The organism is Prosthecochloris marina (assembly GCF_003182595.1).
In the GTDB taxonomy this organism is placed as follows: Bacteria; Bacteroidota; Chlorobiia; order Chlorobiales; family Chlorobiaceae; genus Prosthecochloris; species Prosthecochloris marina.
This window is the reverse complement of the sequence record NZ_PDNZ01000009.1, coordinates 28,777-54,244: the sequence shown is the minus strand read 5'-3', so window position 1 is coordinate 54,244 and position 25,468 is coordinate 28,777. Positions and strand designations below refer to the sequence as shown.

Below are 25,468 nucleotides of genomic sequence, written 5' to 3'. Positions count from 1 at the left end.
GTCCATGGATTTTCGCAGAGAGGAGTGATGTGTCCACGAATTATCACGAATTCATCGGGTTAGTGATTCTTTGAAATCTTATACTGGTATTAACTGTGGGTGCCGCATCGAGTGTGGCATGGCTTCTTACACCCAGTCATCCTCGGGCCTGACCCGGGGATCCACTCCTGCCTTTTGCCTTCTCGCTTATAACTTGCTTTGGCTTGACCCGTGGAGCCATCTTCATTCTTTGTGTTTTTGAGTTACGGAAACCGAATTGATATGGTTTCCTTTTTTCTCTTCGTTCGTGCAAAATCCTGGACTACCGTATATTGGAAAAGGGTTTACATATGAATGCGATACGTTATGGATACTCAGATCAAGCAAATAAAGGATATTTTGGGGAAAAGAGGAGATGTGCTCTGTGCCGTGGTTTTCGGATCGTTTGCAAAAGGTGACGTTCGCTCTGAGAGTGATATAGATATTGCTCTCCTTGCTAACCACAGCCTGGATGTCTCTGAAAGGATGGATTTGATCGGTCAGATTGCGTCGGTCACAGGACGTTCGGTAGATCTTGTGGATTTGTCCAGTGCCGGTGAGCCGTTGCTTGGTGAGATTTTATCCGGGGGAGTGAGAATCCTTGGGGCTGATTCCGTTTTTGCCCGCCTCCTAAGCAAACATGTTTTCAATAACTCCGATTTTGTTCCGTATCAACAGCGAATTTTGCATGAAAGAAGAAAAAAATGGATTGGTTGTTGATCGATCAAAAGCTGGAATCACTGCGAAGAGCTCTTCGCCGGGTCAAGGAGCGTTGTCCTGATGATGTCGAGATTTTATTGATCGACATGGATGCTCAGGATATTGTGACACTGAATCTTACCAGAGCGGTCCAGCTTTGTGTCGATATCGGAGCACATCTCGTAACTGCTACTGAATGTCCTCCTCCGTCTACGATGGGCGGAATTTTTGATGCATTGTTCTCTGCTGGTGTTATCGGCGAGGGCGTGGCAGAACGAATGAAAAAAGCTGTCGGGTTTCGCAATGTAGCCGTGCATGATTACGAGGCGATAAACTGGCACATTGTTTTTACCATAGCGCGTAATCATATCAGTGATTTCGAAGACTACGCACGTGATATTCTTGCCTGGAGAGAAAAATAGCAATACAAAACTGTCCACGAATTAACACGAATTTTTCGGGTTAGTGATTCTTTGCCATCTTATACTGATATTAACTGTGGGTGCCGCATCGAGTGCGGCATGACTCCTTACAACCAGTCATCCTCGGGCTTGACCCGGGGATCCATCTTTTCCTGTTTATCACTATGGATGCCGCATCACGTGCGGCATGACTTCAGAGGGATCGTGCATCGCATCCATGTGAAATCCGAACATCTATTACACAGGGCGTATGATAGGAGTGCTCTCTTTCGGCGCCTGTGAAAGTTTGTTGATAGTTGTGAGGCTGTCTCAGTTTTGATTCTGAGACAGCCTCTTTTTTTATGCAATTGGTGGCTGAGAAAGGGGAATCTGAATGTTGTCGGGAATTATGTCGCCGACGTTGTTTGCAGGTATGATGAATTTGTTGTAATCGGTGTGCTCCGTTTCGTTATGGAGAATTCCCCTGGCGGTACCGGCGGTCATTATTGCAAAGTGGCTGGCCAAGCCTTTGGGCAGGACGAATACTTGTTCTTCCTCGTTTTCCAGAATCTTCCAGCTTTCAGGATCGAGAACAAAGATGCAGCTGACGATAAGCTCGATAAATGGTTGGGCTTCATTTTGGTCTTCCGAGTTTTCTTCTCTATGTACGAAGTTATGATTGAACAGGGTTTTTACCAGCCGTTTCTGTTTATCGACGCCGAAATTGACTCCTGCCTGAACCGTTACCGGTTGGCCGTCGTTAAAAGCATCGGGATGAATGTCCATCTTTTCGGTTTTGATGTTGACAAGTGCGAAGTTTATCCGATGCTGTTTGTTGTTCTCGTCGGTCATTCTTTATTTGATTTGTTTGTTATGATATAATTACCATGCTCGGGTTCAATGTAAGAAAACTATTGCTGAATGAGGAACATGGAGCGGTTAGGTATAAGGGGCATGGTTCAAGGATGGGAGCGGAAGCTGGGAGACGGAGGATAGAAAACAGGAAAATATTCGACAATCGCTAACAATGATATTTTAAATCAGTCATTCATGAACATTCTTGTTACGGGGAGTAACGGACAGCTTGGGTCGGAGCTGCGGGAATTAGCGGATCGTATGGAGAGTATGAGGTTCTTCTTTTATGATCTTCCCGGCCTCGATATTACCGATAATGAAGGTGTTGGGCGGATTTGCCATGAACATGATATAACGGCGGTTGTGAATTGTGCAGCCTATACTGCTGTTGACAGAGCCGAAGAAGATGCAGAAGCGGCATTTCGGGTAAACCGTGACGGGCCGGCTGTACTTGCGAAGGCTGCAAAAGAGCGAGGTGCTTTACTGGTGCATGTTTCGACAGATTATGTGTTCAACGGCGAGTCGTTTTTGCCTTATCGTGAAGAAGACCCGGTGAGTCCGCTTGGCGTCTATGGCAGGTCGAAATGGGAAGGGGAAGAACAGCTCCGTCAGATAGCGCCGTCTTATATGATAGTGCGCACATCCTGGCTGTATTCCTCCCATGGACAAAATTTCGTGAAAACGATGGTACGTCTGGGCAGTGAACGGCGGCAGCTGAACGTTGTTTTCGACCAGGTTGGCACGCCTACCCTGGCTACCGACCTGGCTCATGCCATCGTCTCGATTCTCGGGCGGCATGACAAGGGGCGTACCTATGCAGAAACCTATCATTATTCGAATGAAGGGGTATGCTCATGGTATGATTTTGCGGTGGCTGTCATGAGAGCAAAAGGGTTGTCTTGCCGTGTGCTGCCGGTAGGGAGCGAGGAATATCCGACAAAAGCCAAACGCCCGCACTATAGTGTTCTGCATAAAGGAAAAATCAAGGATCACTGGGAGCTGGAAATTCCCCACTGGCAGGATTCTCTGGAAAAGGTGCTCGCTGAAGGATTTTAGGTGGTGGGTAATAGGATGGTGGGGATTAGGTAATAGTTAATTGGTAATGGGGAAAAGAGTGGGGGGAGGGATGCCGGATCGCCCTGTGTAGTAGACAAAGAGTATTACTCAGGGCGGTGTAACTTTGAGTGATTGCCTGTATGATTTTGTGAGCATAGGAAGCTATCTTCCACTATTCACTATTCACTATTCACTATTCACTATTCACTATTCACTATTCACTATTCACTATTCACTATTCACTATTCACTATTCACTATTCACTATTCACTATTCACTATTCACTATTCACTGATTCATGATAATCCCAGTCATATTGAGTGGCGGTTCGGGAACCCGCCTCTGGCCGTTGTCGCGGGTGCAGTATCCCAAGCAGTTGCTCGCACTTGCAGGAGAAAAGACCATGCTGCAGGAAACCGTTGCGCGGCTTGAAAAAATTGCTGATACAGGGCCTGTGTACTGTGTCTGCAATGAAGATCACCGGTTCATGGTTGCCGAGCAGTTGCGGCAGGTAACCGATGACATGGGCGGCATCATTCTGGAGCCTGTCGGGAGGAATACCGCCCCCGCGGCTGCGGTTGCCGCGTTGCGGGTGCAGGAAGAGTATCCGGGAGCAACCATGCTGTTACTGCCGGCAGATCATGTGATACAGGATACTTGTGCTTTTGTAAAAGCGGTTACACTTGGTAACAAGGCTGCAGAAGAAGGAGTGCTGGTGACTTTCGGTATCGTGCCGGAAGCACCGGAAACCGGTTACGGCTATATCAGAGCCGCCGTACAGGAAGGAAAAGAGTATGGAATGTATCCGGTTGAGAAGTTTGTCGAAAAACCCGATCGTGAAACAGCGGAAAAGTATGTGAAATCGGGAGAATATTACTGGAATAGTGGAATGTTTCTGTTCAAGGCATCGCGGTACCTCGAAGAGATCGAGGCACAGGCGCCGGAAATATATGAAGCCAGCAGGGCAGCCTTGGAAAAAGCAACGGAAGATCTGGATTTTCTGAGGCTCGACAAAGAGGTGTTCGCTGCATGCCCATCGGATTCGATCGATTATGCTGTGATGGAGAAAACAGCTCATGCCGTGGTTGTGCCTCTCGACGCAGGATGGAGTGACGTGGGAGCCTGGTCGGCCCTGTGGAAAGTTAAAGGACAGGATCCATCGGGCAATGTAACGAAAGGTGATGTGCAGCTACTCGACGTAAAAGACAGTTACATCCATGCATCGGGCCGGATTGTAGCAGCAGTGGGCCTGTCGGATCACGTTATCGTGGAAACTCCGGATGCGGTACTGGTAGCCTCTAAAGACCGTGTGCAGGATGTCAAGACAATCGTAGAGCGGCTGAAAAGCGAGGGACGTGATGAGGTGATCACACATGTCAAGGTGAATCGCCCCTGGGGAACGTACGAGACGGTCGATCAGTCGGAGCGTTTTCAGGTAAAGCGGATCGTGGTCAATCCCGGGGCGGCATTGTCGCTGCAGAGGCATTATCACAGAGCCGAGCACTGGGTTGTCGTCAAGGGAACAGCACGAATAACGGTGGGAGAAAAGGAGATCGTTCTGCGGGAAGACGAATCGACCTATATCCCGTTGGGTATCAAGCATCGGCTGGCAAACCCTGGGAAAATACCGCTTGAATTGATCGAAGTGCAGACAGGCAGTTATCTCGGAGAAGATGATATAGAACGCTTCGACGATAAATATGGCAGGAACGCCGTAAAAAAGTGACAGGGGAAAAGTTGTTGCCGAAAAGAATGGACGAACAGGACGCAGGCAGTGGGAAGTTGTGGTCAAAGGTCGATAACGAAGAGAAAACGATTTAAATAAACCCGTATATGAAAGCATCCGATCTTTTTCTTCAATGTCTCGAAGAGGAAGGGGTGAAAGAGATCTATGGTGTCCCGGGTGAGGAAAACGCCGACATCATGATCTCTTTGCTCGATTCTCCCATCGAGTTCGTGGTTTGCCATCATGAACAGGCTGCAGCCTTCATGGCTGATGTTTCTGGACGTTTGACAGGAAAACCGGGTGTGTGTCTTTCCACGCTCGGGCCTGGTGCGACAAACATGGCAACCGGTGTGGCCAATGCAAACATGGATAACAGTCCTGTGGTGGCCATTGCAGCTCAGGCCGGAACAAACAGGCTGCATAAAGAGTCGCATCAGAACATGGATGCGATAAACCTTTACAAGCCGATAACCAAATGGAACCAGTCGGTTTTTCAGACGGATAACATCCCGGAGGTTGTCCATAAAGCATTCAAGCTGGCAGCAACCGAAAAACCCGGTGCCTGCATGGTTGAGCTTCCCGAGGATATTGCGCAGCAAGAGACGCTTGTCAGGCCGTTCAATGCTGCAGAAAAAGCTCGCCGCCCGGCTCCGGATGAAAAGTCGGTCAAACAGGCCGTCGAGCTTCTCGCCAGAGCGAAGAAGCCGATCATTCTTGCCGGTAATGGCTGTGTTCGTACAAGAGCATCGAAACAGCTCAATCGTTTTGTCGACAAAACGGGGATCCATGTTGCCAATACCTTTATGGGCAAGGGGGCGATCTCTGCGCGGCACGAACGTTGCCTGTTCGCTGCCGGACTGGGGCTGAAAGATCATGTCTCCTATGCGTTTTCGAAGGCCGATCTTGTCATTTGCATCGGATATGACATGGTCGAGTGGCATCCCCACTTCTGGAATATCGGCTCGGACAAGAAAATTATCCATATCGACTTCGAGCCGGCTGAAGTTGACCGGCACTACCGTACAGATGTTGAAATAGTGGGAGATCTTGCCGGGAGTCTGTGGGCTTTGACCGAAAGCCTCGGGGAAAGCCATTCATGGGATATAAGAGAGTTCAGGGATGAACGAGCACATATGCTCGAGGAGTTGCAGGAGTTCGGTTCGGATGATGGTTTTCTCATCAAGCCCCAGAAAATTCTGAGCGATCTGAGATCTGTCATGAGAGATGAGGATATCCTTGTCAGCGATGTGGGGGCTCATAAAATGTGGGTTGCGCGGCATTACCCGACCTATCATCCAGGCTCTTGTATTATTTCCAACGGTTTCTGTTCCATGGGCATCGCTCTTCCCGGTGCATTGTCCGCCAAAAGGCTTTATCCGGAAAAGAACGTCGTGGGGCTCTCTGGCGACGGAGGGTTTTTGATGAATGTTCAGGAGCTTGCAACAGCGGTCCAGTACGATATTCCGGCGACGATTCTTGTCTGGGAGGATGGAGGATACGGCTTGATAAAATGGAAACAGATGAACCGGTTCGGAAAATATTCCCACACTGATTTCAGGAACCCCGACCTGGTCAGAATGGCCGAATCGTTCGGTTGCAACGCCGTTCGGGTCGAGTCAGCACGCGATTTGATTCCTGCTTTGCAGTCAGGTTTCCTGGAAAAAAAGAAACCGACGGTTATTGTCGTTCCGGTCGATTACGGGGAAAACATGAAGTTGACGGAAAAACTGGGCAGAATCATCAGTCACTGATGTTTTCTATTGAGTTTTGCAGATTCTGACAGCCACACCGGCAGTTCGGCAATTGATTCGATGACTGCATCGGGTTTGATGCTGCCTTCGAGGTCTTCCGGCCGGAACTTTCCGGTGCGGACAAGCATCCCTTGTAATCCGGCCTGTTGCGCTCCCTCTACGTCACCGACGATATCATCACCGATCATGATGGCGTCGTTACCCTGGTGTTCAAGCAGTTCAAGTCCCGCTTCGAAAAACTCTTTTGAAGGTTTGCCGAGTACAACTGCCTTGCAGCCTGCTGCATATTCCAGGGCTTTGACAAACGGTGCCACGTCGAGATGAAACCCGTCTGTGCTCCGCCAGTAGCGGGTCATCCCGAGAGCGATGAGCCTGGGGCTTGGCTTTGCCATGAGAAGCCGAAATGCCCGGTTGAGCACAGGGAATGTCCACTGTTCTCCCAAGTCACCGATCACCACCGATGAAGCTCCGGTCTCGGAACAGGGGTCGAGTTCTTCCAGACAGTCGAACTCCACTTTTGTGGCTGGCGGGACAAAGAGGGCTGTGGGACCGGGAGCATGGGTTTCGAGCCATTTCGATGCGGCTACCGGTGGAGTGAGAATAGCTTTTTCGTCTGTATCGATGCTGAAACGTGCAAGCTTTTCAACAAGAGCGCTTCTTGGACGCGAGCTGGTATTGGTGACGAAAAGATAGGGGATATGTTCCATGTCGAGCCATTGAACAGCTTCTGCAGCTCCGGGCACCGCCTTGTCGCCGACGTAGAGAACCCCGTCGAGATCGATTAAAAGAGGGTGTTTTTGCAGGGTCATATCGGCTCTCCATTCAGTTGGATTGTGGTACAGCAACCTTGTCAAGAAGGTTAGTTGCAACTGCGAATTACAGAAGCGCTTACAGGATAAAGCGTTATAGTATTGGTCTTGCTTTTGAAATAGCAGGAGTATTTGTATCTTTTTACCCTGCTTTCGCAAATAGTATAAAACTTATTCTCAGGGCGGGGTGAAAATCCCTACCGGCGGTGTCTCGGCTTAGTGCCGGGGAGCCCGCAAGCGCTCTCCAGATTTTCGGGAGAGGTCAGCAGATTTGGTGAAATGCCAAAGCCGACGGTTACAGTCCGGATGAAAGAGAATAAGAATGCCTACCGCATTCCTGCGCCCTGATTCATGTTATTTACAATTTTTAAACAGTTGTTCCCATGAATCGGATTCTTTTCGAAAAATTTGGAGATCAGTTCGAACGTGTTGACAAGGCGCTCGAGGCCCTGCGTAGAGGCAGTGGTGTTCTCGTTGCCGACGCACTGGACCGGGAAAACGAGGCCGATCTTATTTTTCCTGCCGAATCGGTAACGGTATCACAGATGGCTATGCTTATACGTGAATGCAGCGGTATAGTGTGTCTGTGCATGAGCGGTGAAAAGATCCGTTCACTCGAGCTGTCGATGATGGTGGAAAAAAATACCAGTGGGTTTCAGACAGCGTTTACGGTTTCTATCGAAGCGGCTGAAGGCGTTACGACCGGGGTTTCAGCATCGGATCGCGTGAAGACCGTCAAGGCCGCGATTGCGGATCGTGCAAGGCCGTCGGACCTTAACCGGCCGGGACATATTTTTCCGCTCAAAGCCAGACCGGGCGGAGTCCTCGAGCGCGCAGGTCATACGGAAGCGACAGTCGACCTTATGAAGCTTGCCGGTCTCAAACCATATGGGGTTCTCTGTGAACTCACCAACCGGGACGGTACGATGGCCGATTTGTCGCAAACTGTTGCTTTTGCAGAAGAGCATGGTTTTCCGGTGCTGGGGATTGAAGATATTGTGGCATATAGAAATCAACCATCTTCTTCGGGCAAGGTCGCTTGACCTCGAAGGGAAAAAGGCAAAGGGCAGATGGGTAGAGTAGGTAATGGGGAATAGGGAATGGAGGTGGCCGTTGGCGGCGAGTCATGCCGATCTGTGAAATCCAAACATCTATTTCATGGGGCGGCATCCATGGCGACATTCATTGAAAGATGGATCCCCGGGTCGCGCTTCGCTTGCCCGAGGATGACTGGGAGAGGGGGAGCCATGCTGGAGGATGATTGGGAGAAAGGAGTCATGCCGCACTTGATGCGGCATCCAATTTCCCCGTGAAATCATTATGGAATCAGGGAACCGCAGGGGCGCTCTTTTCGCTGAGAAAATGCTTTTCCCTGAATGCAAGCATCGCCGCGGTGGCGGTTTCGATTACTTCGCTTGTCGTAGCTGCTTTTTCCCTTGCGGCAGAGGTCAGATGTTTGTAACCGTCGGTATTCGGTTTATTGCTTTCGATAGACAACAATGTTCCATCGCAGGCCGGAAGGATGAGTTCCAGCAGATCCTGTGTGATATTGTCGGAGGCAGGGTTGCCGGTATTGTCGGAAGCCGTGATATGTTCACCTGCAAGCAGGAAGAGGTCGAACCGGGCGAATGGCAATCCTGTGGACAATACACTTTCGTCACTGATGTTCAGTACGATTGCTTCAACGTTCCGGTTGATTATGAGCATTTGCCCTGCGGTCCAGGGGTTGACGTTTCCATCCATGACGACTTCGCCGTTTATTCTGACACATTCGGCATTATGACATCCTACACCAATGCCTTGTTTCAGCAGTCGTTTTTCAAGCTCTACTGCCAAAGCATCGGATGAGGGGTCACCAAACACCACGGCAATTGGAATTCGACCGTCACCGGGTATCAGCTTGCGCAGAATCGGAGTGAACAGATCTTTTTCTTCGGTTATGCGGCCTAAATTAGGCTGTCCATTGACCTCACAAATAGCGGCACCGGATTCACGCCATGATGTGGCGATATCCGGTATCAATATATCGACGCCTGCAAGATCAAGGCGTAACGCTTGTGCTGCACGGATTGCAAGATGCTTGTTATCGGGGTGCATCGTATCGAAAACAGCGACCGGAACGCCTCCTGATGCTACGTTGGCCGTACGGCGCAGACGGACGAACTCGCCGGGTGCAGGTATGGAAGATTCATTCAGTCCTGCATGTTTCAGTAATATTAGGGCTTCATTGTTCCACATCATCTTTTTCAACGGGGCATGTTTGCCTTCTCCGCGGAGCGGGTCGGCGTTGAGTTGGTCGAACAGTTCGCGAACGGTGTGTTTGCCGTCTCCGGTAACCCCTCCGGGTACCCGTTCGACCGCTGAGAGAACTTCATCTTGAAATACGGTCACGCGATAATCTTTGCCCTCGAAATGTTTTTCAACCAGAATGTTCTTGGAATATTTTTGTGCGTTTTTAAATGCTGTTATCAATTCCTCATGGTTCTGCAGGTCGGCAGCAACCCCGATGCCGCCATCGCGGTCTATGGGTTTTACCACCACAGGGTATCCAAGATTTTCAGCTATTCTTGCCGCCTTCTCTGCGTTGATGGCTATTTTATTGTCCGGTACCGGAATACCGGCCCGCCGCAATAACATTGAGCCAATCAGCTTGTTCCGGGAAAACGTAGTGGCAATCATCGTTGTTTCTTCGGTCAGGGAGCTGCGCATCCATCGTCCCTGTTTTCCTTCTCCATATTGAAACGTCTGAGAGAGAAGTTCCTGGAATGGAATACCTGCTTTCAGTGCAGCTTGAATGAAAAAAGGTATGTTTCCACCTTTTGGGCTGGTTTTCTGGAGATAAATGATTGCCTGGACAAACTTTTTCAACTGTTTTTGTGCATCTTTTCCCTGAGCGTGGTGCCCCATCAATTCCAGCATAACACGTAGCATATCCAGGAGCGGCTTTACATTGCCGATACCTGTCGGCAGGAAAAATCTTGCATGATCTTGCTCGATGGAAAGAATCCGGCCGTGTTCATAAACAGGCAGGTTGGCGGTTCTTTGAACCGCATGTATGGTATTGAGAAGCCATTCAAGAGACCTGCGAAAATCATTGTCCGATGTGGTAACCGGTGCCTCTACGGAGCGTTCAAGGACAGGCACTGCACGATACAATAGCTGTGTGAGCGCTGCAAGCTGTTCCTCCTCGAGTGCATGACCGGTTACCGAGGCTATAATGACAGGATAATGGCTTCCATAGGCATAGCCGTTGAGAACAACGGTTTTTTCAGCCAGACTCCAGGTGTTATGTTGTGTGGCTGAATCGTTCATGAAACGCCTCCCTGAGGTTGAATGCCGGTTTGCAAACAGTCTGCCAGGTTCAGTCCGGACGAATTTTCGGCCACAGAGGCCCATCGAGTTTCAACGCTACGTTTGTGCCGTTTTTTTGTGTTAAGCCTGTTGACGTGCATCTTTTTGGTTTAATGCGTTTTTTATTACCCTTTATTCCTCTATTTCCAATCCGATCAATTGCCTTGTTTGCTCCGGAGTTGCAAGAGGCCGCTGCATTTGTTCAGCGATATGTGCAACTCTTCCGACAAGCTGTTCATTGGTCGCCAGCGTTTCTTTCCGGTAATCAAAATAAATCGAGTCTTCTATTCCGACCCGTACATGACCTCCTGCGACGATTGCGGCTGTATTCATCGGGAGCTGGAATTGGCCGAGTCCTGTTCCGGCCCAAACTGAATTTTCAGGTAGTGCCTGTGTCAGGAGGGCAAGGCTTGTAATCGTCGCCGGTGCAGTGTTGATATTGCCGAAAAGTAAGTTAAAATACTTCTTTCCTGAAATAAGCCTGTTACGTTCGAGATATTTTGCAAGGTTGATCATCCCGGTATCGAATACCTCCATTTCCGGTTTGATGCCCTGTGCTTTCATGGTCATGGCGAGACGCTCTATCATCTCGATCGAGTTGAGGCTCGGGCCGGTAAAAAAGTTCAGAGATCCGAGTGTCAAACTGGCCATGTCGGGTTTGGCTTGTCCGCTTAGAAACAGAACTTCGGATCGTTGTTCGAACTCTTTCCAGCTTCTGCCGGATGTCGTGACACAACAAACCATTTCCGGCCGTTCTTTTCTGATTGCACCGATGATTTTTTCATAATGTTTGGCATCCGGAGTGGGATCCCCGTTTTCATCCCTGGCATGAAGATGAACAATTCTCGCACCGGCATCGAATACCTTGACGGCATCTTCGATGATTTCGTCGGGATGTATGGGTACGTGAGGGTTACTGAACTTTGTCGGCACCATTCCGGTCAGGCATGCATTGATGATAAGAGGTTCGTAAGTCGATAAGGGATGAGGGTCGTTACGGTCGATATAGGTTTTTCGTCTTGCCTCACGATCGTTTTTCGTCTTCATGTAAGCATCGAGGTCCATCTCGAGCGTTGTCCAGTGATCGACATCGGAAAGGCTGAAATCGCAGACTTTTTTCAAGGATCCGATTTCATGGTAACCGTAGTGCTTTTTATACCAGATTATCGTTTCGATCCGGTCGGCATTTGTTTCAACTGTTTTGACGTCGGCTGCATGCATGGCTTGCAGTCTTGCATCCTGGAGAGCCCGGCCGATGACCATGCCCGAAAATTCCGGCAGGATGCCAAGCAGGGTTGTTTTTCCTTTTTCCGGTGTCAAGACCTTGTAGCCGGCAGCGCCGACGATGTTCCCTGATACCCGCGCTACAAAGAAACATGACAGATCGAGCTCGGCCATTTCAGCGGAAGGAACGTGGTGCATATTCCATGGTTCCATAACGTTGAGGATAGCGTCACGGTCATGAGAAGCGGCTTTTTCAATATGAAATTGCATTATGGATTGAAATTTGAATCGATTGGGAAATCATGTGAAAAACACGTTTCAATGTTGAATTGTTGCTGTCTGAAACGATAAAGCTCTATGTCCCGGGGGTACGTTTTCACTCCTCATACGATGGGAAAAGGGATGTCTTGTTGTCAATATACTCATATTCCTGTGTAGTTGGAACAGGATGGATTTCGGCTTGTATCGCTGTTCCGGTCAATAAGTATGGGTGTACTTGATTGTTTTCCTTGACCGGGTTGAAAGCGGGGATGATTCTTTACAGTGAAAAACAGGGATTGTAAGCTTCAAAAAAACATTGCCGATACGCATTGTCTTTGTTTGACGAAGATGAGAGTTTTCTTGTGTGTCGGTAAGAGCAGAGGTGAAGTTGTACGGGAAGAGATTTTTCCGAGTTTGTTGGTAACTTACAATGGAGTCGTTCGAAATCGAAGGTTGTGTTATGGATGGTTGGAGATGATCTGTTTCTGTTGAACGCCTGTTTTTGGGGCCGAATATCGATTGACCATGGCAAAAAACGAACAATGGAGTACTCGGTTGATGCTCGACCAGAGCGGGAAGGTTGCTATAGTGACCGGTGCCGGGAGCGGGCTGGGTTTTGAGATTGCACGGGCACTTGCCGAAAAAAAAGCAAAGGTTGTGATGGCTGTGCGTGATCCCGCGAAAGGTTCTGTGGCGCTGGAAAAGATCAGGAAAGAAAACTCCCGGGCTGATGTAGAGGTTATGGAACTCGACCTTGCCGGCCTTGCATCGATAAGGCGGTTTACCGAGGAGTTCAAAAAACGGTATTCACGCCTTGACCTGTTGATCAACAATGCCGGTGTCATGGCATGTCCGTATGGGAAAACGGTGGACGGGTTCGAGCTGCAGTTCGGTACGAACCACCTCGGTCACTTTGCCTTGACGGTTTTGCTGATCGATATACTGAAAAAAGTGCCGGGCAGCCGGGTGGTGACGGTAAGCAGTGGTGCTCATTCCTTTGGAATGCTTGATTTTGACGATCTCAACTGGGAAAAACGGAGGTATAACAGATGGCAGGCATATGGTGACAGCAAACTGGCAAACCTTTATTTTACAAAAGAACTGCAGCGGCGCCTCGATGTTGAAGGCACAAGTATGCTTTCGGTCGCGGCGCATCCTGGCTGGGCTGCTACCGAGCTGCAGCGGCATCAGGGGTGGCTTGCGCTCGTGAACAGGTTTTTTGCCCAGTCTCCCGAAATGGGTGCTTTACCCATGCTGTATGCAGCGACCGCTCCCGATGTTCATGGCGGAGAATATTTCGGACCTGACGGCAGAGGGGAGGTACGGGGTTATCCTGTGAGGGTTCGTTCAAGCAAACGTTCCAGGGATATGACGGTTGCAGGCGAACTATGGGAAATATCCGAAAAAATGACAGGAATCAAGTGGTAGGTTATAAGGAGGTTTAATGGATGTAAAACAGATTCTGGAGCGTTTACAATCGCGCTCTTTTTCTCTTGCAGGAGTGACTGTTTCTTTTTTTAGTGCTTTGTTGATTACTGTTGCCGGGTTGGTGGTTCTGCTCTTTCTGTCGATGTACCTGGGATGGTCCGGGCTTGCAGCGGTGATTTTTGCTCTCGCAGGTGCGTGTGCCGGTTTGCTTTGCTTCTTTTTTGATTCTGTCAAGGCGGTTTTCGGAAAGGGAAAGACGGTGAGTCTTGGAATTCTTACGCTCTATCTCCATCTGATGGCTATTCTGGGGTTCGCCGCTCCGGATTTTTTCTCCGAGCTTGGAGTGGGTCGTTGGGTAGCTTTGACGATTGTATTTTTTGCAATGACGTGGGGAGGGAGTTACGCCCTCGTAAGCTATGAGAAATCGTCCAAAATAGTTGCTATCCTCATTGTAGGGGTTACGTTATTCAGTTTCATTCCCGGAAATTCGCTGGTTCGCGGTATCGAATATCTCGGTCAGAACGTGCTCTATACATTCGACATCATCGTCTATGATGCTGCTTCACAACTGAATGATCCTGAAGGAGCGATACGGCAGAAATACCTTGACGAGTATCAGGAAAAAGTCGGCGAGTTGGAAAAAGAATGGAAACGTAAAGAAATTTCAGCCGCTCAGTATGAAGATCGCAGGAGGAGCATTGACCGCGAGTATCGACAGTACATTCAGAAATCCGGGTCGGATGCCTCTCATGATGAAAAAAGTACAGGTGATATACATATTGTCGGTGCACTGGTGACGGACAACGTAACCGGCAGCGGTTTTGCAGGACGGAGTGAATTTTTCACTTCGGGAGAGAGGCCGCTGTATTACTATGTGAAATACAGAGGTGTCGTTGCCCGGGACAGCGCTTTTGCTGTACAATGGTATCGCGACGGCGAGTCTATTCGGGAAAGGAATATTGTTTTGGAGCATGAAGCGGGAGAGATACTGGATTCCTGTCGCTATAACTTCAAACAGGGAATCTACGAGGTCAGGCTTGTTCATCAGCATGAACAAAAAAACAGGGTGACCTTCAGTGTCGTTGACGAGGAAGTGGTGCGGATAGATAATTCTACCGTCGTTCCGGGAGTTGCAAGGCCGGGGGGCATGTTGACAGCCACAGTCGATTACTACCTACGGGGTTCTCACGGTGAACGAAATGTAACGGTCAGGGAAAAACGTATCCTTCAGCATAACGGCCGTCCTGTTATGGAGCCTGTTATCCGTGACGTGTCAAGGCCACCGGGATTTAACAGCAGTACAGCAAAGTTTTTTCTGCCTTACAATGTTCAGCCCGGTAACTATGAAGTGGTTACTGTTGTGAGTAGCGGCCTTGAAAAGGTAAAAACATCTTCTGCATTTTCTGTTTCCGGTCCTGCATTTTCTTCTTCTCCTCCGCCGGTTTCGGCATCTTATCCGTCAGTAAACAGAAGTGGAAAAAAAGAAATGACACTCGAGCAGCTTGACGCTGTTTTGCAGAAAGTGTACAAGAAATGATTGCAGATGCAGGAATCCTTGTCGGCTGATCCCAAAATCGAGCGCCTTTCGGGTACCGTAGAGCGAATCGTTTTTCACAGTGAAGATTCAGGATTCAGCGTTTTGCGAGTCCGGGTAAAAGGCAGCCGTGAACCGGTCACGGTTACGGGGTATGTTGCTGCTGTTTCTTCAGGCGAGTTCGTGGAATGTGTCGGTGAATGGAACAATGACAGGACTTACGGGATGCAGTTCAAGGCTCGTGAACTGGCGGTGGTTGCTCCGGCAACGACGGAAGGAATTGAAAAATACCTTGCTTCGGGAATGGTGAAAGGGGTAGGACAGCATTTCGCAAAGGTGCTTGTCGATGCGTTCGGGGAAAAGGTTTTTTCGGTTATCGAAAACGATCCGGAGAAATTGTGCACTCTGCCGGGAATCGGTGCAAAACGCAAGGAGATGATTGTCGAGGCGTGGCAGGAACAAAAAGCGGTCAGAGACATCATGGTTTTTCTGCAGTCTCACGGGGTTGGGACGGCAAGAGCGGTGAGAATCTACAAAACATACGGTGACAAGGCAATCACGACCGTTACCGGGAATCCCTATCGCCTGGTACTCGACATTCAGGGGATCGGTTTCAAAACTGCAGACACCATCGCATCGAAGTTGGGAACACCTCCCGACTCGCCTTTACGAGCACGCGCCGGTATTCGTCATGTGTTACAGGAAATATCGGGTGAAGGTCATTGTGCGATGACAAAAGAGCGGCTCATCGAGAAGTCGGTTGAGCTTCTGGGTGTTTCCGGTCAGGTTGTTGAAGAGGCTGTAAAGGAAGAAATAGTGGGCGGTGGACTTGTCCGGGATGAGATAAACGGTGTTCCGTGTATTTACCTCGCCCCACTCTACAGGGCGGAAAACAGTGTTGCCGTATCGGTTCGAAGGTTGGGCATGGGCGAGCTGCCCTGGGGCAGTATCGATGCCGTGCAGGCTCTTGATGAGGTGGAAAAACTGACCGGTTTGGCGCTTTCGGCATCGCAGGAAGAAGCGCTGAAGCTCGTGCTTTGCAGCAAGTTTCTTGTGATTACCGGTGGTCCCGGCGTCGGAAAGACGACATTGGTGAACACGATTCTGCAGATCATTCGTGCAAAAGGATTGAACGTTGCGTTATGCGCTCCGACCGGGAGGGCAGCGAAACGGCTTACTGAATCGACAGGTTTCGAAGCGAAAACCATCCATCGTCTCCTCGAGTTCGACCCGCACTCTTTTGATTTCAAGCGTGGCAGGGACAATCCTCTGAATGCCGATCTTATCGTTGTTGACGAATCTTCTATGATCGATGTGTTGCTCATGGGGAAACTCCTTGCCGCCGTACCGGAACGTGCTGCCGTAATTCTGGTGGGTGACGCGGATCAGCTGCCTTCAGTCGGTCCAGGGGCGGTTCTTGGCGATGTCATCTCTTCCGGAGCTGTTCCTGTCGTGAGATTGACCGAGATTTTCCGTCAGGCTTCCGAGTCGGGGATTATCATCAACGCTCACAGAATCAATCGGGGAGAAATGCCGCTCAACCATCATGGTGACGCGCTTACCGATTTCTATTTTGTCCCTGCAGGAGAGCAGGAAGATATTCACGCGAAGTTGCTGGAAGTGGTATTGAAACGTATTCCTCTCAGGTTCGGATTCGATCCTGTCAGGGATATCCAGGTATTGACGCCGATGAACCGCGGGGGACTCGGTACGAACGCTCTCAATGCAGCATTGCAAAAAGAGCTGAACCCCAACAGTGGGAGTGGCGTTGTACGTTTCGGGACCGATTACTCTGAAGGTGACAAGGTTATTCAACTCGTCAATAACTATGATAAAGAGGTATTCAACGGGGATATCGGAGTTATCCGTGCAGTTGATAAAGAGGAAAACATCGTCGTTGTCGATTTCGATAAACGGCAGGTCGAGTATGAGTTCGGTGAACTTGACGAGCTGGCGCTGGCTTATGCGACCACCATTCATAAAAGCCAGGGATCGGAGTATAGTGCGGTGGTTATTCCTCTGGCGATGCAGCATTATATGCTTCTTCAGCGTAACCTTCTTTACACGGCGGTCACGCGCGGCAAGAAGCTTGTCATGATCATCGGACAACCCAGGGCGCTCGCGGCAGCAGTAAGCAACAGTGAAGCGAAGGGAAGGCTTACCAACCTTGCAGAAAAGATCCGTAAAGAACGTTAGTTGCACTCATCGTTATTGACGTTTCTACAGGTTTCTTCGGGGAACTCGATTTCGACAGTTGAGTGAGAGATACCGTATTTGTCGACAAGATTACACATTGTCTCTTTTACCCGGCTGTATTTCTTTGGGGCAAGGTCTGCGTCGACTTCAAGATGAACGGAAAATACGATGTGCCGGCCATCGAGATACCGTTAACAACTATGCCGAATACCGCAAGCAGAGTCATGCTTTGTGCATCCGTTTTTTCAGGAGAAACTATTCTGGGCAAAGCTTCAAGGATGCTATAGAATGAGCTGCCAAACAGAATAACGGTACTGATTATCGCCCTTAACAGGGAGAAGTGCCGGTAACCGTAGGTGTACCTGAAGTTGCCTGTTTCATTTGAACATCTTTCGAAATATCACGCCTGTCCCAGGGCAATGGAATCACCAAGATCGTGTACGGCGTCGGCAAGAATAGCTGTGCTATTGGTCAGGATCCCTCGATTATCTCTATCACGGTGAATCCGAGATTAAGGAAAAAAGCTGTTCCAATGCTTTTTGCCGGGGCGTGATGATGGTGTTGCTCCATGATGCAACGGTCGATGATTGCGGCAATATCGTGTGAAATGTTTGAAACATAATTGGTTATGAAGATTTTCTTTTTAATATTAACACCTTAGGCTGCTTCTGCGTTGCTATAGTGTGGGAAAAATGCCTTCTGTGTTCATTAAATGGTGAAAAGAGTGGATACCTGAAGATGAATGATTGCTGAAAGTCATTGCTCAATTGAAAATTATTAAAAAAGATTATTGCGTGGGAAGAAGAAAGAAGGACCAGAAGACGAAATCGCCGAAAAGAAAAAAGAAAAACATTCCTCATTCACCCGGTGAAAAGCGGGTCAAGCCGAACGACCATATTCTGATCAACGAGTTTCTGGTCAGGAAAGGTGAAGCCTCGATTGCCTCTGAGATCATCAATTTTTTATCGGACCATGAAGGTGAACGGTTCCGTTCCGTCGAACTTGCCAAGACTCTTGGTTACGAAGAGTCCCGACATCTTCCCGGGTTCTGGTATGTGTTGCACAAGTTGCAGGAAGAAGGGGTGCTCGACAAGGATTCGAAACGTTGTTACGGGCTTGCCGGGCAGGAGCTTCCGACGTATGAAGACGTGCTTGTGCAGACCAGGCAATTTCCCCGCCCGGATAAGCAGCATTACAAGGTTGATCAGTTGTATACCGGGGCAATCATAACCCATCCGAATGGATATGGTTTTGTAGAGGTCGAAGGTTACGATGATGATATTTTCATAAAGGCTGAATCTCTCGGTGATGCGATACATGGTGACGAGGTCGAGGTTCTGGTTACCAAAGTTCCCAAAACCTACCAATCTCAGCAAACACCGCACCAGCGATGTGAAGGTCTTGTTACAAAAGTCATCAACCGAGCTCTTCATACGATCGTAGGAACGCTTGTCCGTAAAAACCGAAAATTTGTTCTGATACCCGACCTGAAAAAAATTCTGCCACAGATCAATGTCAGGATCAAGGATTCCGGAGGTGCAGTCGACGGCCAGAAAGTTGTTGCGGGTAATCTCGAGTTTCAGAAAAACGGGGATGTACGTGCCGTTGTTCTTGAAGTTCTTGGAGATGCAGGGGCATCGGAGGTGGAAGTCAGCGCCATAGCGAGGAGTAGAGGAATTGATGAAACCTTCGATGAAGGGTTGCTTCAGTATGTTGAATCTCTGAGTGAAGATATTTCAGACTCCGATATAGAAGGCCGGATAGATATTCGTGATAAAACGGTGTTTACCATCGACCCTGTCGATGCGAAAGATTTCGACGATGCTCTTTCTGTTGAAACACTTTCCAGGGGGCTTTACAGAGTCGGAGTGCATATTGCGGATGTATCGCATTATGTCGAGGAGGACTCTCCTCTTGACCGGGAAGCGCTGAAACGGGCTACTTCGGTTTATCTGGTGGACCGCGTTATTCCCATGCTTCCGTCGAGGCTTTCCGAACAGATTTGCAGTCTTAATCCCGGTGTTGACCGTATGGCGTTTTCCGTTTTCTTCAAAATGAAAGTGAACGGGGAGGTGACGCAGCACGAGTTTGCAAAAACGGTGATCAATTCAAAAAAGCGCTTTACCTATGAAGATGTCCAGGAAGTGCTCAACAATGGCAAGGGAAGATATTTCAGGGAACTGAAACTGCTGGACAAAATCAGCACGAGCCTTCGTGATAAAAGGCTCAGTGAAGGCGGGCTTGAATTTGAAACTGAAGAGGTGCGGTTCAAGCTTGGCAGTAAGGGTGAACCGGTTGAACTGGTAAAGAAAGAGCGGCTCGATAGTCATAGACTGATCGAGGAGTTTATGCTGCTCGCCAACCGCAAAGTTGCCGAATATATCAGCACGAAATTCGCACTGAAAAACAAACCTGGACATCCAGCCATATACAGGGTGCACGGTGCACCGCAGGAAGAAAAGGTCGGCATTCTTGCGAATTTCGTCCGCAAGATCGGCTACAGTCTTCAGCTTAACGGCAAAGGGAAGGGTGGGGTACCGAAGATCAGTTCAAAGGCTCTTCGTGATCTGTTGAAACAGGTACATGGCACCAACGTCGAGTTCATGGTCAATGAACTTGTTTTACGTTCTATGGCCAAGGCCCAGTATACCAGTGCAAATGACGGGCATTTCGGACTTGGTTTCGAGCATTATACTCATTTTACCTCTCCGATCAGACGGTATCCGGACCTGGTTGTTCATCGCCTGTTATTTGAATATGAGGCTTATCGTAAAAGCCGCAGAAAAATTCCTTCAAAGCGGCTGACTGATATTTCTGCAAAAATAGAGCAGGTTTGTCAGGTTGCCAACGAGCGGGAAAAGAGCGCTATGGAAGCTGAACGCGAGTCTATCAAGTTGAAGCAGGTTGAGTACATGTCGTCCCATGTAGGAAAAGTGTATTCGGGAATCATTTCAGGTGCAACTGAATTCGGCATTTACGTCAGGCTTGAAGAATTCGCGATAGAAGGTCTGGTGCATATGAAAAATTTAACGGACGATTACTACGAATATGATGAATCGACCTATTCGCTGATCGGTAAACGCAGAAAAAAAAGACTGCAGATCGGCAATCGCACCAAGGTGAAGATTTTGAAAGTGGACATGCAGCGCAGGACGATCGATCTGCAGCTGGCGTAGGGTCAAGCTATCCACTTGGCTGTTTTTTTCCCGTCCGCTTATTGATGACTCACGATTCGAGCATCGTTCCCCCTCAAGAAAGGTAATGGGGTTGTAGGTAATCGGTAATGGCGGGAAGTCATGCCGCACTTGATGCGGCGTCCATGGTGAAAAACAAGGACGCTCATGGATCCCCGGGTCGCGCTTCGCTTGCCCGAGGATGACGGAGGAAAGAGGTGTCATGCCGCACTTGATGTGGCATCCATGGTGATTCACGCTTAAAGGACGGATCCCCGGGCCATGCTCCGCTTGATCGAGGATGAAAAAAAGATATCATGCTACCCCATGAATTACGTTTCACTTATCGTCAAGATCCAGGCATTTGATGACCGTGTCGTGCAGGAGGGGGCGGAACCTGCGGATTTTGGTGTTTTCCGATGTGGGATGAACCCGGTTGGTGAGTGTTATGACAGCAAGCTCTTTTTCCGGATCTATCCATATACTGGTGCCGGTAAACCCAAGGTGTCCGTATGTGCTGGTGGAAAAATATTGGCCGGACGAGGATCGCCCGTTCAGGGAGCGAAGGTCCCAGCCAAGAGCTCGTGAACCCTGGTTTCTTCGGGTAAAGTGTTTCAAGGTCGAGGGTGAGAAAAAAACGCTGTCGTTGTAACTCCCTTCCTGCATGAGCATCTGCACAAAAACGAGAAGGTCTTCGGTTGTTGAGAACAGCCCTGCATGTCCGGCAACTCCTCCAAGAAGGGCGGCGTTGTGGTCGTGTACGAGAGGTCTCGTTTCGGTGAGAGACCAAAGAGCGTCTTTTTCCGTTGGTGCTATTTCTGAATGAAGTGACTCGGGAGGATTGAACAATGTCGACTGCATGCCGAGAGGCTTGGAAAAACGTGTGCTGAAGTTTTCCTCGAGCGAATTACCTGTTATCCGCTCGATGACTTTACCGAGGGTGATAAAGCCGAGATCGCTGTATGTTGTCTTTGTGCCTGTCTGTGTTCGGAGCGGTTCATTGTAGATGGATGCCGTAGCTTCATCGGCCGTTCGGCAGGTTTTGATCAGGAATCTGTGGGCAATGAGTCCGGAATTGTGCAGGAGCAGGTTTTTGATAGTGACATTTTCCTTACCATTTCGTGCGAACTCGGGAATATAACGTGATACAGGTGCATCTATGTCCAGCGAATCCCTTTCGCTGAGTTGCATGATGATGCTCGTGGTGACTATCGGTTTGGTCAGAGATGCTATGTCGAAGATGGTTGATGTATCGACAGGAGGTGAATTTTTGCCATATGTCATCCTGCCGAACGCTTCGTGAAAAACCACATTATCCCTGTATATGACGGCGATGCTCGCAGCAGGAAAAACATTGTCGGCAATCGATTGTTCCACCAGAGTCTCGACCGGTTTGAACCTGTTGTTGGCGCTTGCCGTTGTTTGGAGTGAGGTTACAAACAGAACAGCGGCCAGAAAAATATGCAGCCTCTTATGTGGTTTCATAGCTCAACCGGTAAGCTCCTCTGTGTAAAGGGTTAGAACAATGAGAAGCGAACGTAGCGCTTCGGGTTTTCCTTCAGGTCGATGAGCAGTGAGTCGAGATCGGCAAGGCTTTCATTGAGGTTGGAATAAAGCGCCGGATTTGAATGAAGCTGCCCGATGGTGCCTTCCTCGCTGTTGAGTTTCTGCATAAGTGAATCCGTTCTTGCAGCAACCTGTTTGATGTTGATGATTGTGTCTTCGGTTTCGGAGGCGAAATTCTTATCGTTGATGAGTTTGGGAAGCAATCCTTTACCATTTTGTAATTCACGTGTGAATACAGTGAGTTCTGCCGATACTGTTTTCAGGTTCTCCATTGTTTTTTCAAGGTCACCCGCCATTTTTTCCGAACCAAGCAATTTGGCCAGAGGCCCTTTCCCGTTATTGATATTGTCGAGCAATGTATTGATCTGGCCTATTGCTTCCCCGGCGGTAGCGGTAAGGTTGTCCAGGCCAGTTTCACTTTCGTCGAGCGTGATGAAATCACCTTCTTCGACCGGTTTTCCTGTGCCGGTTGTGATATCGACATATTTATCCCCGAGAATTCCGAGCGAAATAATGCGGGCCTTGGAATCTTTTGTGACAATGGGGGCGAATTCTTCCTCCAGGCGCATTTCAACAAGAACATACAGCGAGTCGTTACGGTTGAGGAAGTCCATTTTCGATACAACACCGATTTTTTTGCCCGAAACCGATACAAAGTTGTTTTCCTTCAGGCTGCCGACGTTTTGTGCCATCATTTGTACCTTCGTGACGCTTTTGAAAAGACTCGAGTTCTTTCCGACAACGAGGCCGATATAGGCAGCAAGACCAAGGCCGATTACAAAGAAAATACCGGTTTTAAGGTCGCTCCATTTCAGTGTATTAGGGTTTCTCATTACAAACGGTTATTGAAAATTATTGTTCGAGTATCTTGTCCGAGAGGATCGATTGTATGAACGGATGTGTCGAATCGTGCAGTTTTTCCGTGTCGTCATCAAAAATGATTTCGCCCTTGTAGAGAACGGCGACATTGTCTGCAACCTGAAAAACATCATCGATAATATGAGTGACGATAACAGCACCAAGGTTGTTTTTTTGCCTCAGGGAGCTGATCAGGCCGAGAATTTTTTTTGAACTGACCGGATCGAGTCCTGCCGTCGGTTCATCAAACAATATCATGGCGGGATTGAAAATAAGCGCTCTACCGATGGCAACCCTTTTTTTCATTCCACCGCTCAGGTTTTCCGGCAGGGCGTCTTCGTACCCTTCGAGTCCTGCAAAAGCAATCTGCTCCTGAACTCTCTGCTCAGTTTCTTGTTCCGACAACTTAAGGTTTTCACGTAAAAAGAATCCCATGTTTTCACTGATTGTCATCGAATCGAAAAGGGCATTTCCCTGGAAAACAATTCCCATCTTACGCCGGATAGGATACATTTTGGATTCTTTAAGCAGCGTGATATCGACACCGTCAATCAGAATCCTGCCTGAATTCGGTTTGATCAAGCCTAAAATGAGTTTCAGAATGGTGCTTTTTCCTACCCCGCTCGGGCCGAGAACCGCTTTGATCTTGTTATCCTCGATGGTCAGGGAAACCTTGTTGAGTATTTCCCGGTTTCCGTATCGTAATGTCACATCCTGCAGTTCTATCATGAAATCAGGTGGCTCGGCTCTGTTATATCATGCCTGTTCATATGCTACATGTTTTCGAGTACCAGTTTCGAAACATAAAAATTTGCAACAAGGATCAAACCCGATGAAACAACGATGCCTTTGATTGTCGATCTGCCTACACCGGCAGTTCCTCCCTGTGCGATAAAACCGTTGAAACTGCTGACAAGGGTAATGATGATCGCGAAAACAGGGGCTTTGAGGAAGCCGACCACGAAGTCCTTGAGTACAAGCCTTGGAAAAACCGCATTCCAGAAAATACCCGGATCTATTTTATGATAATGTTCCGCCAAAAGTGCTGCGCTGTAGAGGCCGGCGAAGTCCGCGATTGCGGTCAGTGGAATGAAGACGATGAGAGCGGCGGTCAGACGCGGCATGACAAGCTTGGCTACGGGATCGGTGCCGAAAGCACGAAGAGCATCGATCTGCTCGGATATCTTCATTGCACCCAGTTCAGCCCCGTTGCGTGAGCCGTATCTCGCCGAAAGCATAAGACCCATGATAAGAGGGCCGAGTTCACGTATGACCGAAAGTGCGGTCGAGCGCCCGAGCATTGTTTTCGCCCCAAAATCTTCAAGGAGGTTACCGACTTCTACCGCAAGCAGAGCGCCGATTGATATGGAACTGACAAGGACAATCGGCAGTGAATCGGTGCCTGCAATGGTTGCCTGGTCGAGAAAATCACGCCAGTAGCGTTTTATTTTTGGAATGGTTGCAAAAGCTCTTACCGAAAAAAGAAAAAATTCCTGCATGGTCAGGAAAAACTCTTTTATCGAGAGATTGATGTTGGATAAAAACGTTCCGATAACTGATCGCGTCATAGTGGTACTAAACGGTAACAATCCTGCTTTTCATTTTCGTTACCCATTCATAAGGTATCGTTATCTGTCCAAAAAGGTCTTTTTCCTGGTCCTTAAGACCATGGTAGTCGGAACCGCCAGAAAAGAGCAGAAAATACTCGTTTGCTATTTCCCTGTAGTAATTTTCCTTGTAGGTATCATGAGACGGATGAATGATTTCGATTCCGTCGAGTCCGAAATTGATCAGATGCCGGAGAATTTCATCCGGGATGTTTTGCCCCGGGTGAGCGAGAAACGATAATCCTGCAGCCTCATTGATAAGCCTGATGACCTCGGCAGGGGGAGTTTCAATGCTTTTTACATAGGCTGGACTATGAGATCCCAGATATTTGCTGAAAGCTTCGCTGAAGCTTTTCACGAAACCACCGTCCTGCAGAACTGCTGCAATGTGCGGACGACCGACACTGCCGTTCTGAGCCTTCAAAATGATCTGCTCGATCTCGATCTTGACACCCATTTCTGCAAGCTTGCCAACCATACGTTCCGCGCGTTCGGTCCGGAGCTGTTTGCAATGATCCAGATAACTCTTGAGTGCCGAGTTTTTATAATCGAAAAAATAACCCAGGATATGAATATCATGACCCTGGTATGTAGAGCTCATTTCTACACCGGTAATAAGCTCTATGCCGTATTCGCTGGCTAATGGCTTTGCTTTGTCAATTCCTAAAACAGAATCATGGTCAGTGATACTTATGGCCTTTAATCCGGTTTTTTTCGCTTTTTCGACAATTTCTTCCGGTGTAAAGACGCCGTCTGAACATTTTGTGTGTATATGTAAATCTGCTTTTTCAAAGCCATTATGCCCTACACCCGACAAGCTGTATGGCATGGCCTAAAAGTGTTTGTTGTATTATTAGTTACTATACCTATATATAAAAAATTTTTCCGCTATTGGATGATACAAAAGAGAATTATTTTTTGCCCCTAATAGTTGCTGATGTGGTGACGGGTAATT

General features: G+C 48.6%; 20 protein-coding genes and 1 riboswitch. Of the genes, 10 read left to right on the top strand and 10 right to left on the bottom strand.

Annotated features, from left to right (window positions below):
* Nucleotides 1-345 precede the first annotated feature (345 nt).
* Both mntA and hepT read left to right on the top strand, forming a co-directional pair.
* Complete coding sequence (mntA, locus tag CR164_RS11620) at nucleotides 346-738, top strand: type VII toxin-antitoxin system MntA family adenylyltransferase antitoxin (protein WP_239994546.1); 393 nt, start codon at nucleotides 346-348, stop codon at nucleotides 736-738.
* Nucleotides 723-1,139 (top strand): type VII toxin-antitoxin system HepT family RNase toxin, encoded by a 417-nt coding sequence (gene hepT, locus CR164_RS11615; RefSeq protein WP_110024165.1) that lies wholly within the window; start codon nucleotides 723-725, stop codon nucleotides 1,137-1,139. Before mntA ends, hepT begins: the two co-directional genes overlap by 16 nt.
* A 339-nt stretch (nucleotides 1,140-1,478) precedes the next feature.
* Here the strand turns inward: hepT and CR164_RS11610 are convergent, their stop codons facing one another.
* Complete coding sequence (locus CR164_RS11610) at nucleotides 1,479-1,970, bottom strand: hypothetical protein (protein WP_110024164.1); 492 nt, start codon at nucleotides 1,968-1,970, stop codon at nucleotides 1,479-1,481.
* 198 nt (nucleotides 1,971-2,168) lie between these two features.
* Between CR164_RS11610 and rfbD the strand changes: the two genes are divergently transcribed.
* The 3 genes from rfbD (at nucleotide 2,169) to CR164_RS11595 (ending at nucleotide 6,506) form a co-directional block, all read left to right on the top strand.
* Nucleotides 2,169-3,029, top strand: a complete 861-nt coding sequence (gene rfbD / locus CR164_RS11605) for a dTDP-4-dehydrorhamnose reductase (protein ID WP_110024163.1) — start codon at nucleotides 2,169-2,171, stop codon at nucleotides 3,027-3,029.
* Nucleotides 3,030-3,327: 298 nt separating this feature from the next.
* Nucleotides 3,328-4,755, top strand: a complete 1,428-nt coding sequence (locus tag CR164_RS11600; RefSeq protein WP_110024162.1) for a mannose-1-phosphate guanylyltransferase/mannose-6-phosphate isomerase — start codon at nucleotides 3,328-3,330, stop codon at nucleotides 4,753-4,755.
* A gap of 107 nt (nucleotides 4,756-4,862) precedes the next feature.
* Nucleotides 4,863-6,506 (top strand): acetolactate synthase large subunit, encoded by a 1,644-nt coding sequence (locus CR164_RS11595; protein WP_110024161.1) that lies wholly within the window; start codon nucleotides 4,863-4,865, stop codon nucleotides 6,504-6,506.
* Here the strand turns inward: CR164_RS11595 and CR164_RS11590 are convergent.
* Complete coding sequence (locus CR164_RS11590) at nucleotides 6,500-7,315, bottom strand: TIGR01458 family HAD-type hydrolase (protein WP_110024160.1); 816 nt, start codon at nucleotides 7,313-7,315, stop codon at nucleotides 6,500-6,502. The genes CR164_RS11595 and CR164_RS11590 overlap by 7 nt on opposite strands.
* A gap of 169 nt (nucleotides 7,316-7,484) precedes the next feature.
* Nucleotides 7,485-7,637: riboswitch (FMN riboswitch) on the top strand.
* A 61-nt stretch (nucleotides 7,638-7,698) separates the two neighbouring features.
* On the opposite strand from CR164_RS11590, the gene ribB reads away from it, so the two are divergent.
* Nucleotides 7,699-8,358, top strand: coding sequence for a 3,4-dihydroxy-2-butanone-4-phosphate synthase (gene ribB, locus CR164_RS11585; protein ID WP_110024159.1), 660 nt, complete (start codon nucleotides 7,699-7,701; stop codon nucleotides 8,356-8,358).
* A 283-nt stretch (nucleotides 8,359-8,641) separates the two neighbouring features.
* Here ribB and CR164_RS11580 read toward each other — a convergent pair whose 3' ends face one another.
* Both CR164_RS11580 and CR164_RS11575 read right to left on the bottom strand, forming a co-directional pair.
* Nucleotides 8,642-10,627, bottom strand: a complete 1,986-nt coding sequence (locus CR164_RS11580; protein ID WP_161953527.1) for an ATP-binding protein — start codon at nucleotides 10,625-10,627, stop codon at nucleotides 8,642-8,644.
* Between the two features lie 171 nt (nucleotides 10,628-10,798).
* On the bottom strand, nucleotides 10,799-12,160 hold the full coding sequence (locus tag CR164_RS11575; protein ID WP_110024157.1) for a GNAT family N-acetyltransferase: 1,362 nt from the start codon (nucleotides 12,158-12,160) through the stop codon (nucleotides 10,799-10,801).
* 516 nt (nucleotides 12,161-12,676) lie between these two features.
* Between CR164_RS11575 and CR164_RS11570 the strand changes: the two genes are divergently transcribed.
* The 3 genes from CR164_RS11570 to recD2 are packed head-to-tail and all read left to right on the top strand — an operon-like array spanning nucleotide 12,677 to nucleotide 17,309.
* A complete protein-coding gene (locus CR164_RS11570) occupies nucleotides 12,677-13,579 on the top strand; it encodes an SDR family NAD(P)-dependent oxidoreductase (protein WP_110024156.1) in 903 nt (300 codons plus the stop codon).
* A gap of 16 nt (nucleotides 13,580-13,595) precedes the next feature.
* A complete protein-coding gene (locus CR164_RS11565) occupies nucleotides 13,596-15,116 on the top strand; it encodes a hypothetical protein (RefSeq protein ID WP_110024155.1) in 1,521 nt (506 codons plus the stop codon).
* A gap of 6 nt (nucleotides 15,117-15,122) precedes the next feature.
* Nucleotides 15,123-17,309, top strand: a complete 2,187-nt coding sequence (gene recD2 / locus CR164_RS11560) for an SF1B family DNA helicase RecD2 (protein WP_110024154.1) — start codon at nucleotides 15,123-15,125, stop codon at nucleotides 17,307-17,309.
* Nucleotides 17,310-17,415: 106 nt separating this feature from the next.
* Here the strand turns inward: recD2 and CR164_RS13255 are convergent, their stop codons facing one another.
* Nucleotides 17,416-17,643 (bottom strand): hypothetical protein, encoded by a 228-nt coding sequence (locus CR164_RS13255; RefSeq protein ID WP_239994550.1) that lies wholly within the window; start codon nucleotides 17,641-17,643, stop codon nucleotides 17,416-17,418.
* 460 nt (nucleotides 17,644-18,103) lie between these two features.
* On the opposite strand from CR164_RS13255, the gene rnr reads away from it, so the two are divergent.
* Nucleotides 18,104-20,485, top strand: a complete 2,382-nt coding sequence (gene rnr / locus CR164_RS11550) for a ribonuclease R (RefSeq protein WP_110024153.1) — start codon at nucleotides 18,104-18,106, stop codon at nucleotides 20,483-20,485.
* 336 nt (nucleotides 20,486-20,821) lie between these two features.
* On the opposite strand, the gene CR164_RS11545 is transcribed toward rnr, so the two are convergent.
* Genes CR164_RS11545 through CR164_RS11525 form a run of 5 tightly spaced genes read right to left on the bottom strand, consistent with a single transcriptional unit; the run spans nucleotide 20,822 to nucleotide 25,342 of the window.
* The gene (locus tag CR164_RS11545) at nucleotides 20,822-21,967 is read right to left on the bottom strand and encodes a serine hydrolase domain-containing protein (protein WP_110024152.1); all 1,146 of its coding nucleotides are present in this window, start codon (nucleotides 21,965-21,967) and stop codon (nucleotides 20,822-20,824) included.
* Between the two features lie 32 nt (nucleotides 21,968-21,999).
* Entirely contained in the window at nucleotides 22,000-22,881 is an 882-nt protein-coding gene (locus CR164_RS11540) for an MlaD family protein (protein ID WP_110024151.1), read from the bottom strand.
* Between the two features lie 19 nt (nucleotides 22,882-22,900).
* On the bottom strand, nucleotides 22,901-23,635 hold the full coding sequence (locus tag CR164_RS11535; RefSeq protein ID WP_110024150.1) for an ABC transporter ATP-binding protein: 735 nt from the start codon (nucleotides 23,633-23,635) through the stop codon (nucleotides 22,901-22,903).
* Between the two features lie 44 nt (nucleotides 23,636-23,679).
* Entirely contained in the window at nucleotides 23,680-24,474 is a 795-nt protein-coding gene (locus CR164_RS11530) for an MlaE family ABC transporter permease (protein ID WP_110024149.1), read from the bottom strand.
* A 7-nt stretch (nucleotides 24,475-24,481) separates the two neighbouring features.
* Nucleotides 24,482-25,342: a PHP domain-containing protein gene (locus CR164_RS11525; RefSeq protein ID WP_110024148.1), complete on the bottom strand. Its 861-nt coding sequence runs from the start codon at nucleotides 25,340-25,342 to the stop codon at nucleotides 24,482-24,484.
* Nucleotides 25,343-25,468 lie beyond the last annotated feature (126 nt).

What these genes read in the sequence shown, in the direction of transcription:
- mntA (WP_239994546.1), top strand. Translation starts at nt 346, where the DNA reads ATGGATACTCAGATCAAGCAAATAAAGGATATTTTGGGGAAAAGAGGA.
- hepT (WP_110024165.1), top strand. Translation starts at nt 723, where the DNA reads ATGGATTGGTTGTTGATCGATCAAAAGCTGGAATCACTGCGAAGAGCT.
- CR164_RS11610 (WP_110024164.1), bottom strand. Translation starts at nt 1,970, where the DNA reads ATGACCGACGAGAACAACAAACAGCATCGGATAAACTTCGCACTTGTC.
- rfbD (WP_110024163.1), top strand. Translation starts at nt 2,169, where the DNA reads ATGAACATTCTTGTTACGGGGAGTAACGGACAGCTTGGGTCGGAGCTG.
- CR164_RS11600 (WP_110024162.1), top strand. Translation starts at nt 3,328, where the DNA reads ATGATAATCCCAGTCATATTGAGTGGCGGTTCGGGAACCCGCCTCTGG.
- CR164_RS11595 (WP_110024161.1), top strand. Translation starts at nt 4,863, where the DNA reads ATGAAAGCATCCGATCTTTTTCTTCAATGTCTCGAAGAGGAAGGGGTG.
- CR164_RS11590 (WP_110024160.1), bottom strand. Translation starts at nt 7,315, where the DNA reads ATGACCCTGCAAAAACACCCTCTTTTAATCGATCTCGACGGGGTTCTC.
- ribB (WP_110024159.1), top strand. Translation starts at nt 7,699, where the DNA reads ATGAATCGGATTCTTTTCGAAAAATTTGGAGATCAGTTCGAACGTGTT.
- CR164_RS11580 (WP_161953527.1), bottom strand. Translation starts at nt 10,627, where the DNA reads ATGAACGATTCAGCCACACAACATAACACCTGGAGTCTGGCTGAAAAA.
- CR164_RS11575 (WP_110024157.1), bottom strand. Translation starts at nt 12,160, where the DNA reads ATGCAATTTCATATTGAAAAAGCCGCTTCTCATGACCGTGACGCTATC.
- CR164_RS11570 (WP_110024156.1), top strand. Translation starts at nt 12,677, where the DNA reads ATGGCAAAAAACGAACAATGGAGTACTCGGTTGATGCTCGACCAGAGC.
- CR164_RS11565 (WP_110024155.1), top strand. Translation starts at nt 13,596, where the DNA reads ATGGATGTAAAACAGATTCTGGAGCGTTTACAATCGCGCTCTTTTTCT.
- recD2 (WP_110024154.1), top strand. Translation starts at nt 15,123, where the DNA reads ATGCAGGAATCCTTGTCGGCTGATCCCAAAATCGAGCGCCTTTCGGGT.
- CR164_RS11545 (WP_110024152.1), bottom strand. Translation starts at nt 21,967, where the DNA reads ATGAAACCACATAAGAGGCTGCATATTTTTCTGGCCGCTGTTCTGTTT.
- CR164_RS11540 (WP_110024151.1), bottom strand. Translation starts at nt 22,881, where the DNA reads ATGAGAAACCCTAATACACTGAAATGGAGCGACCTTAAAACCGGTATT.
- CR164_RS11535 (WP_110024150.1), bottom strand. Translation starts at nt 23,635, where the DNA reads ATGATAGAACTGCAGGATGTGACATTACGATACGGAAACCGGGAAATA.
- CR164_RS11530 (WP_110024149.1), bottom strand. Translation starts at nt 24,474, where the DNA reads ATGACGCGATCAGTTATCGGAACGTTTTTATCCAACATCAATCTCTCG.
- CR164_RS11525 (WP_110024148.1), bottom strand. Translation starts at nt 25,342, where the DNA reads ATGCCATACAGCTTGTCGGGTGTAGGGCATAATGGCTTTGAAAAAGCA.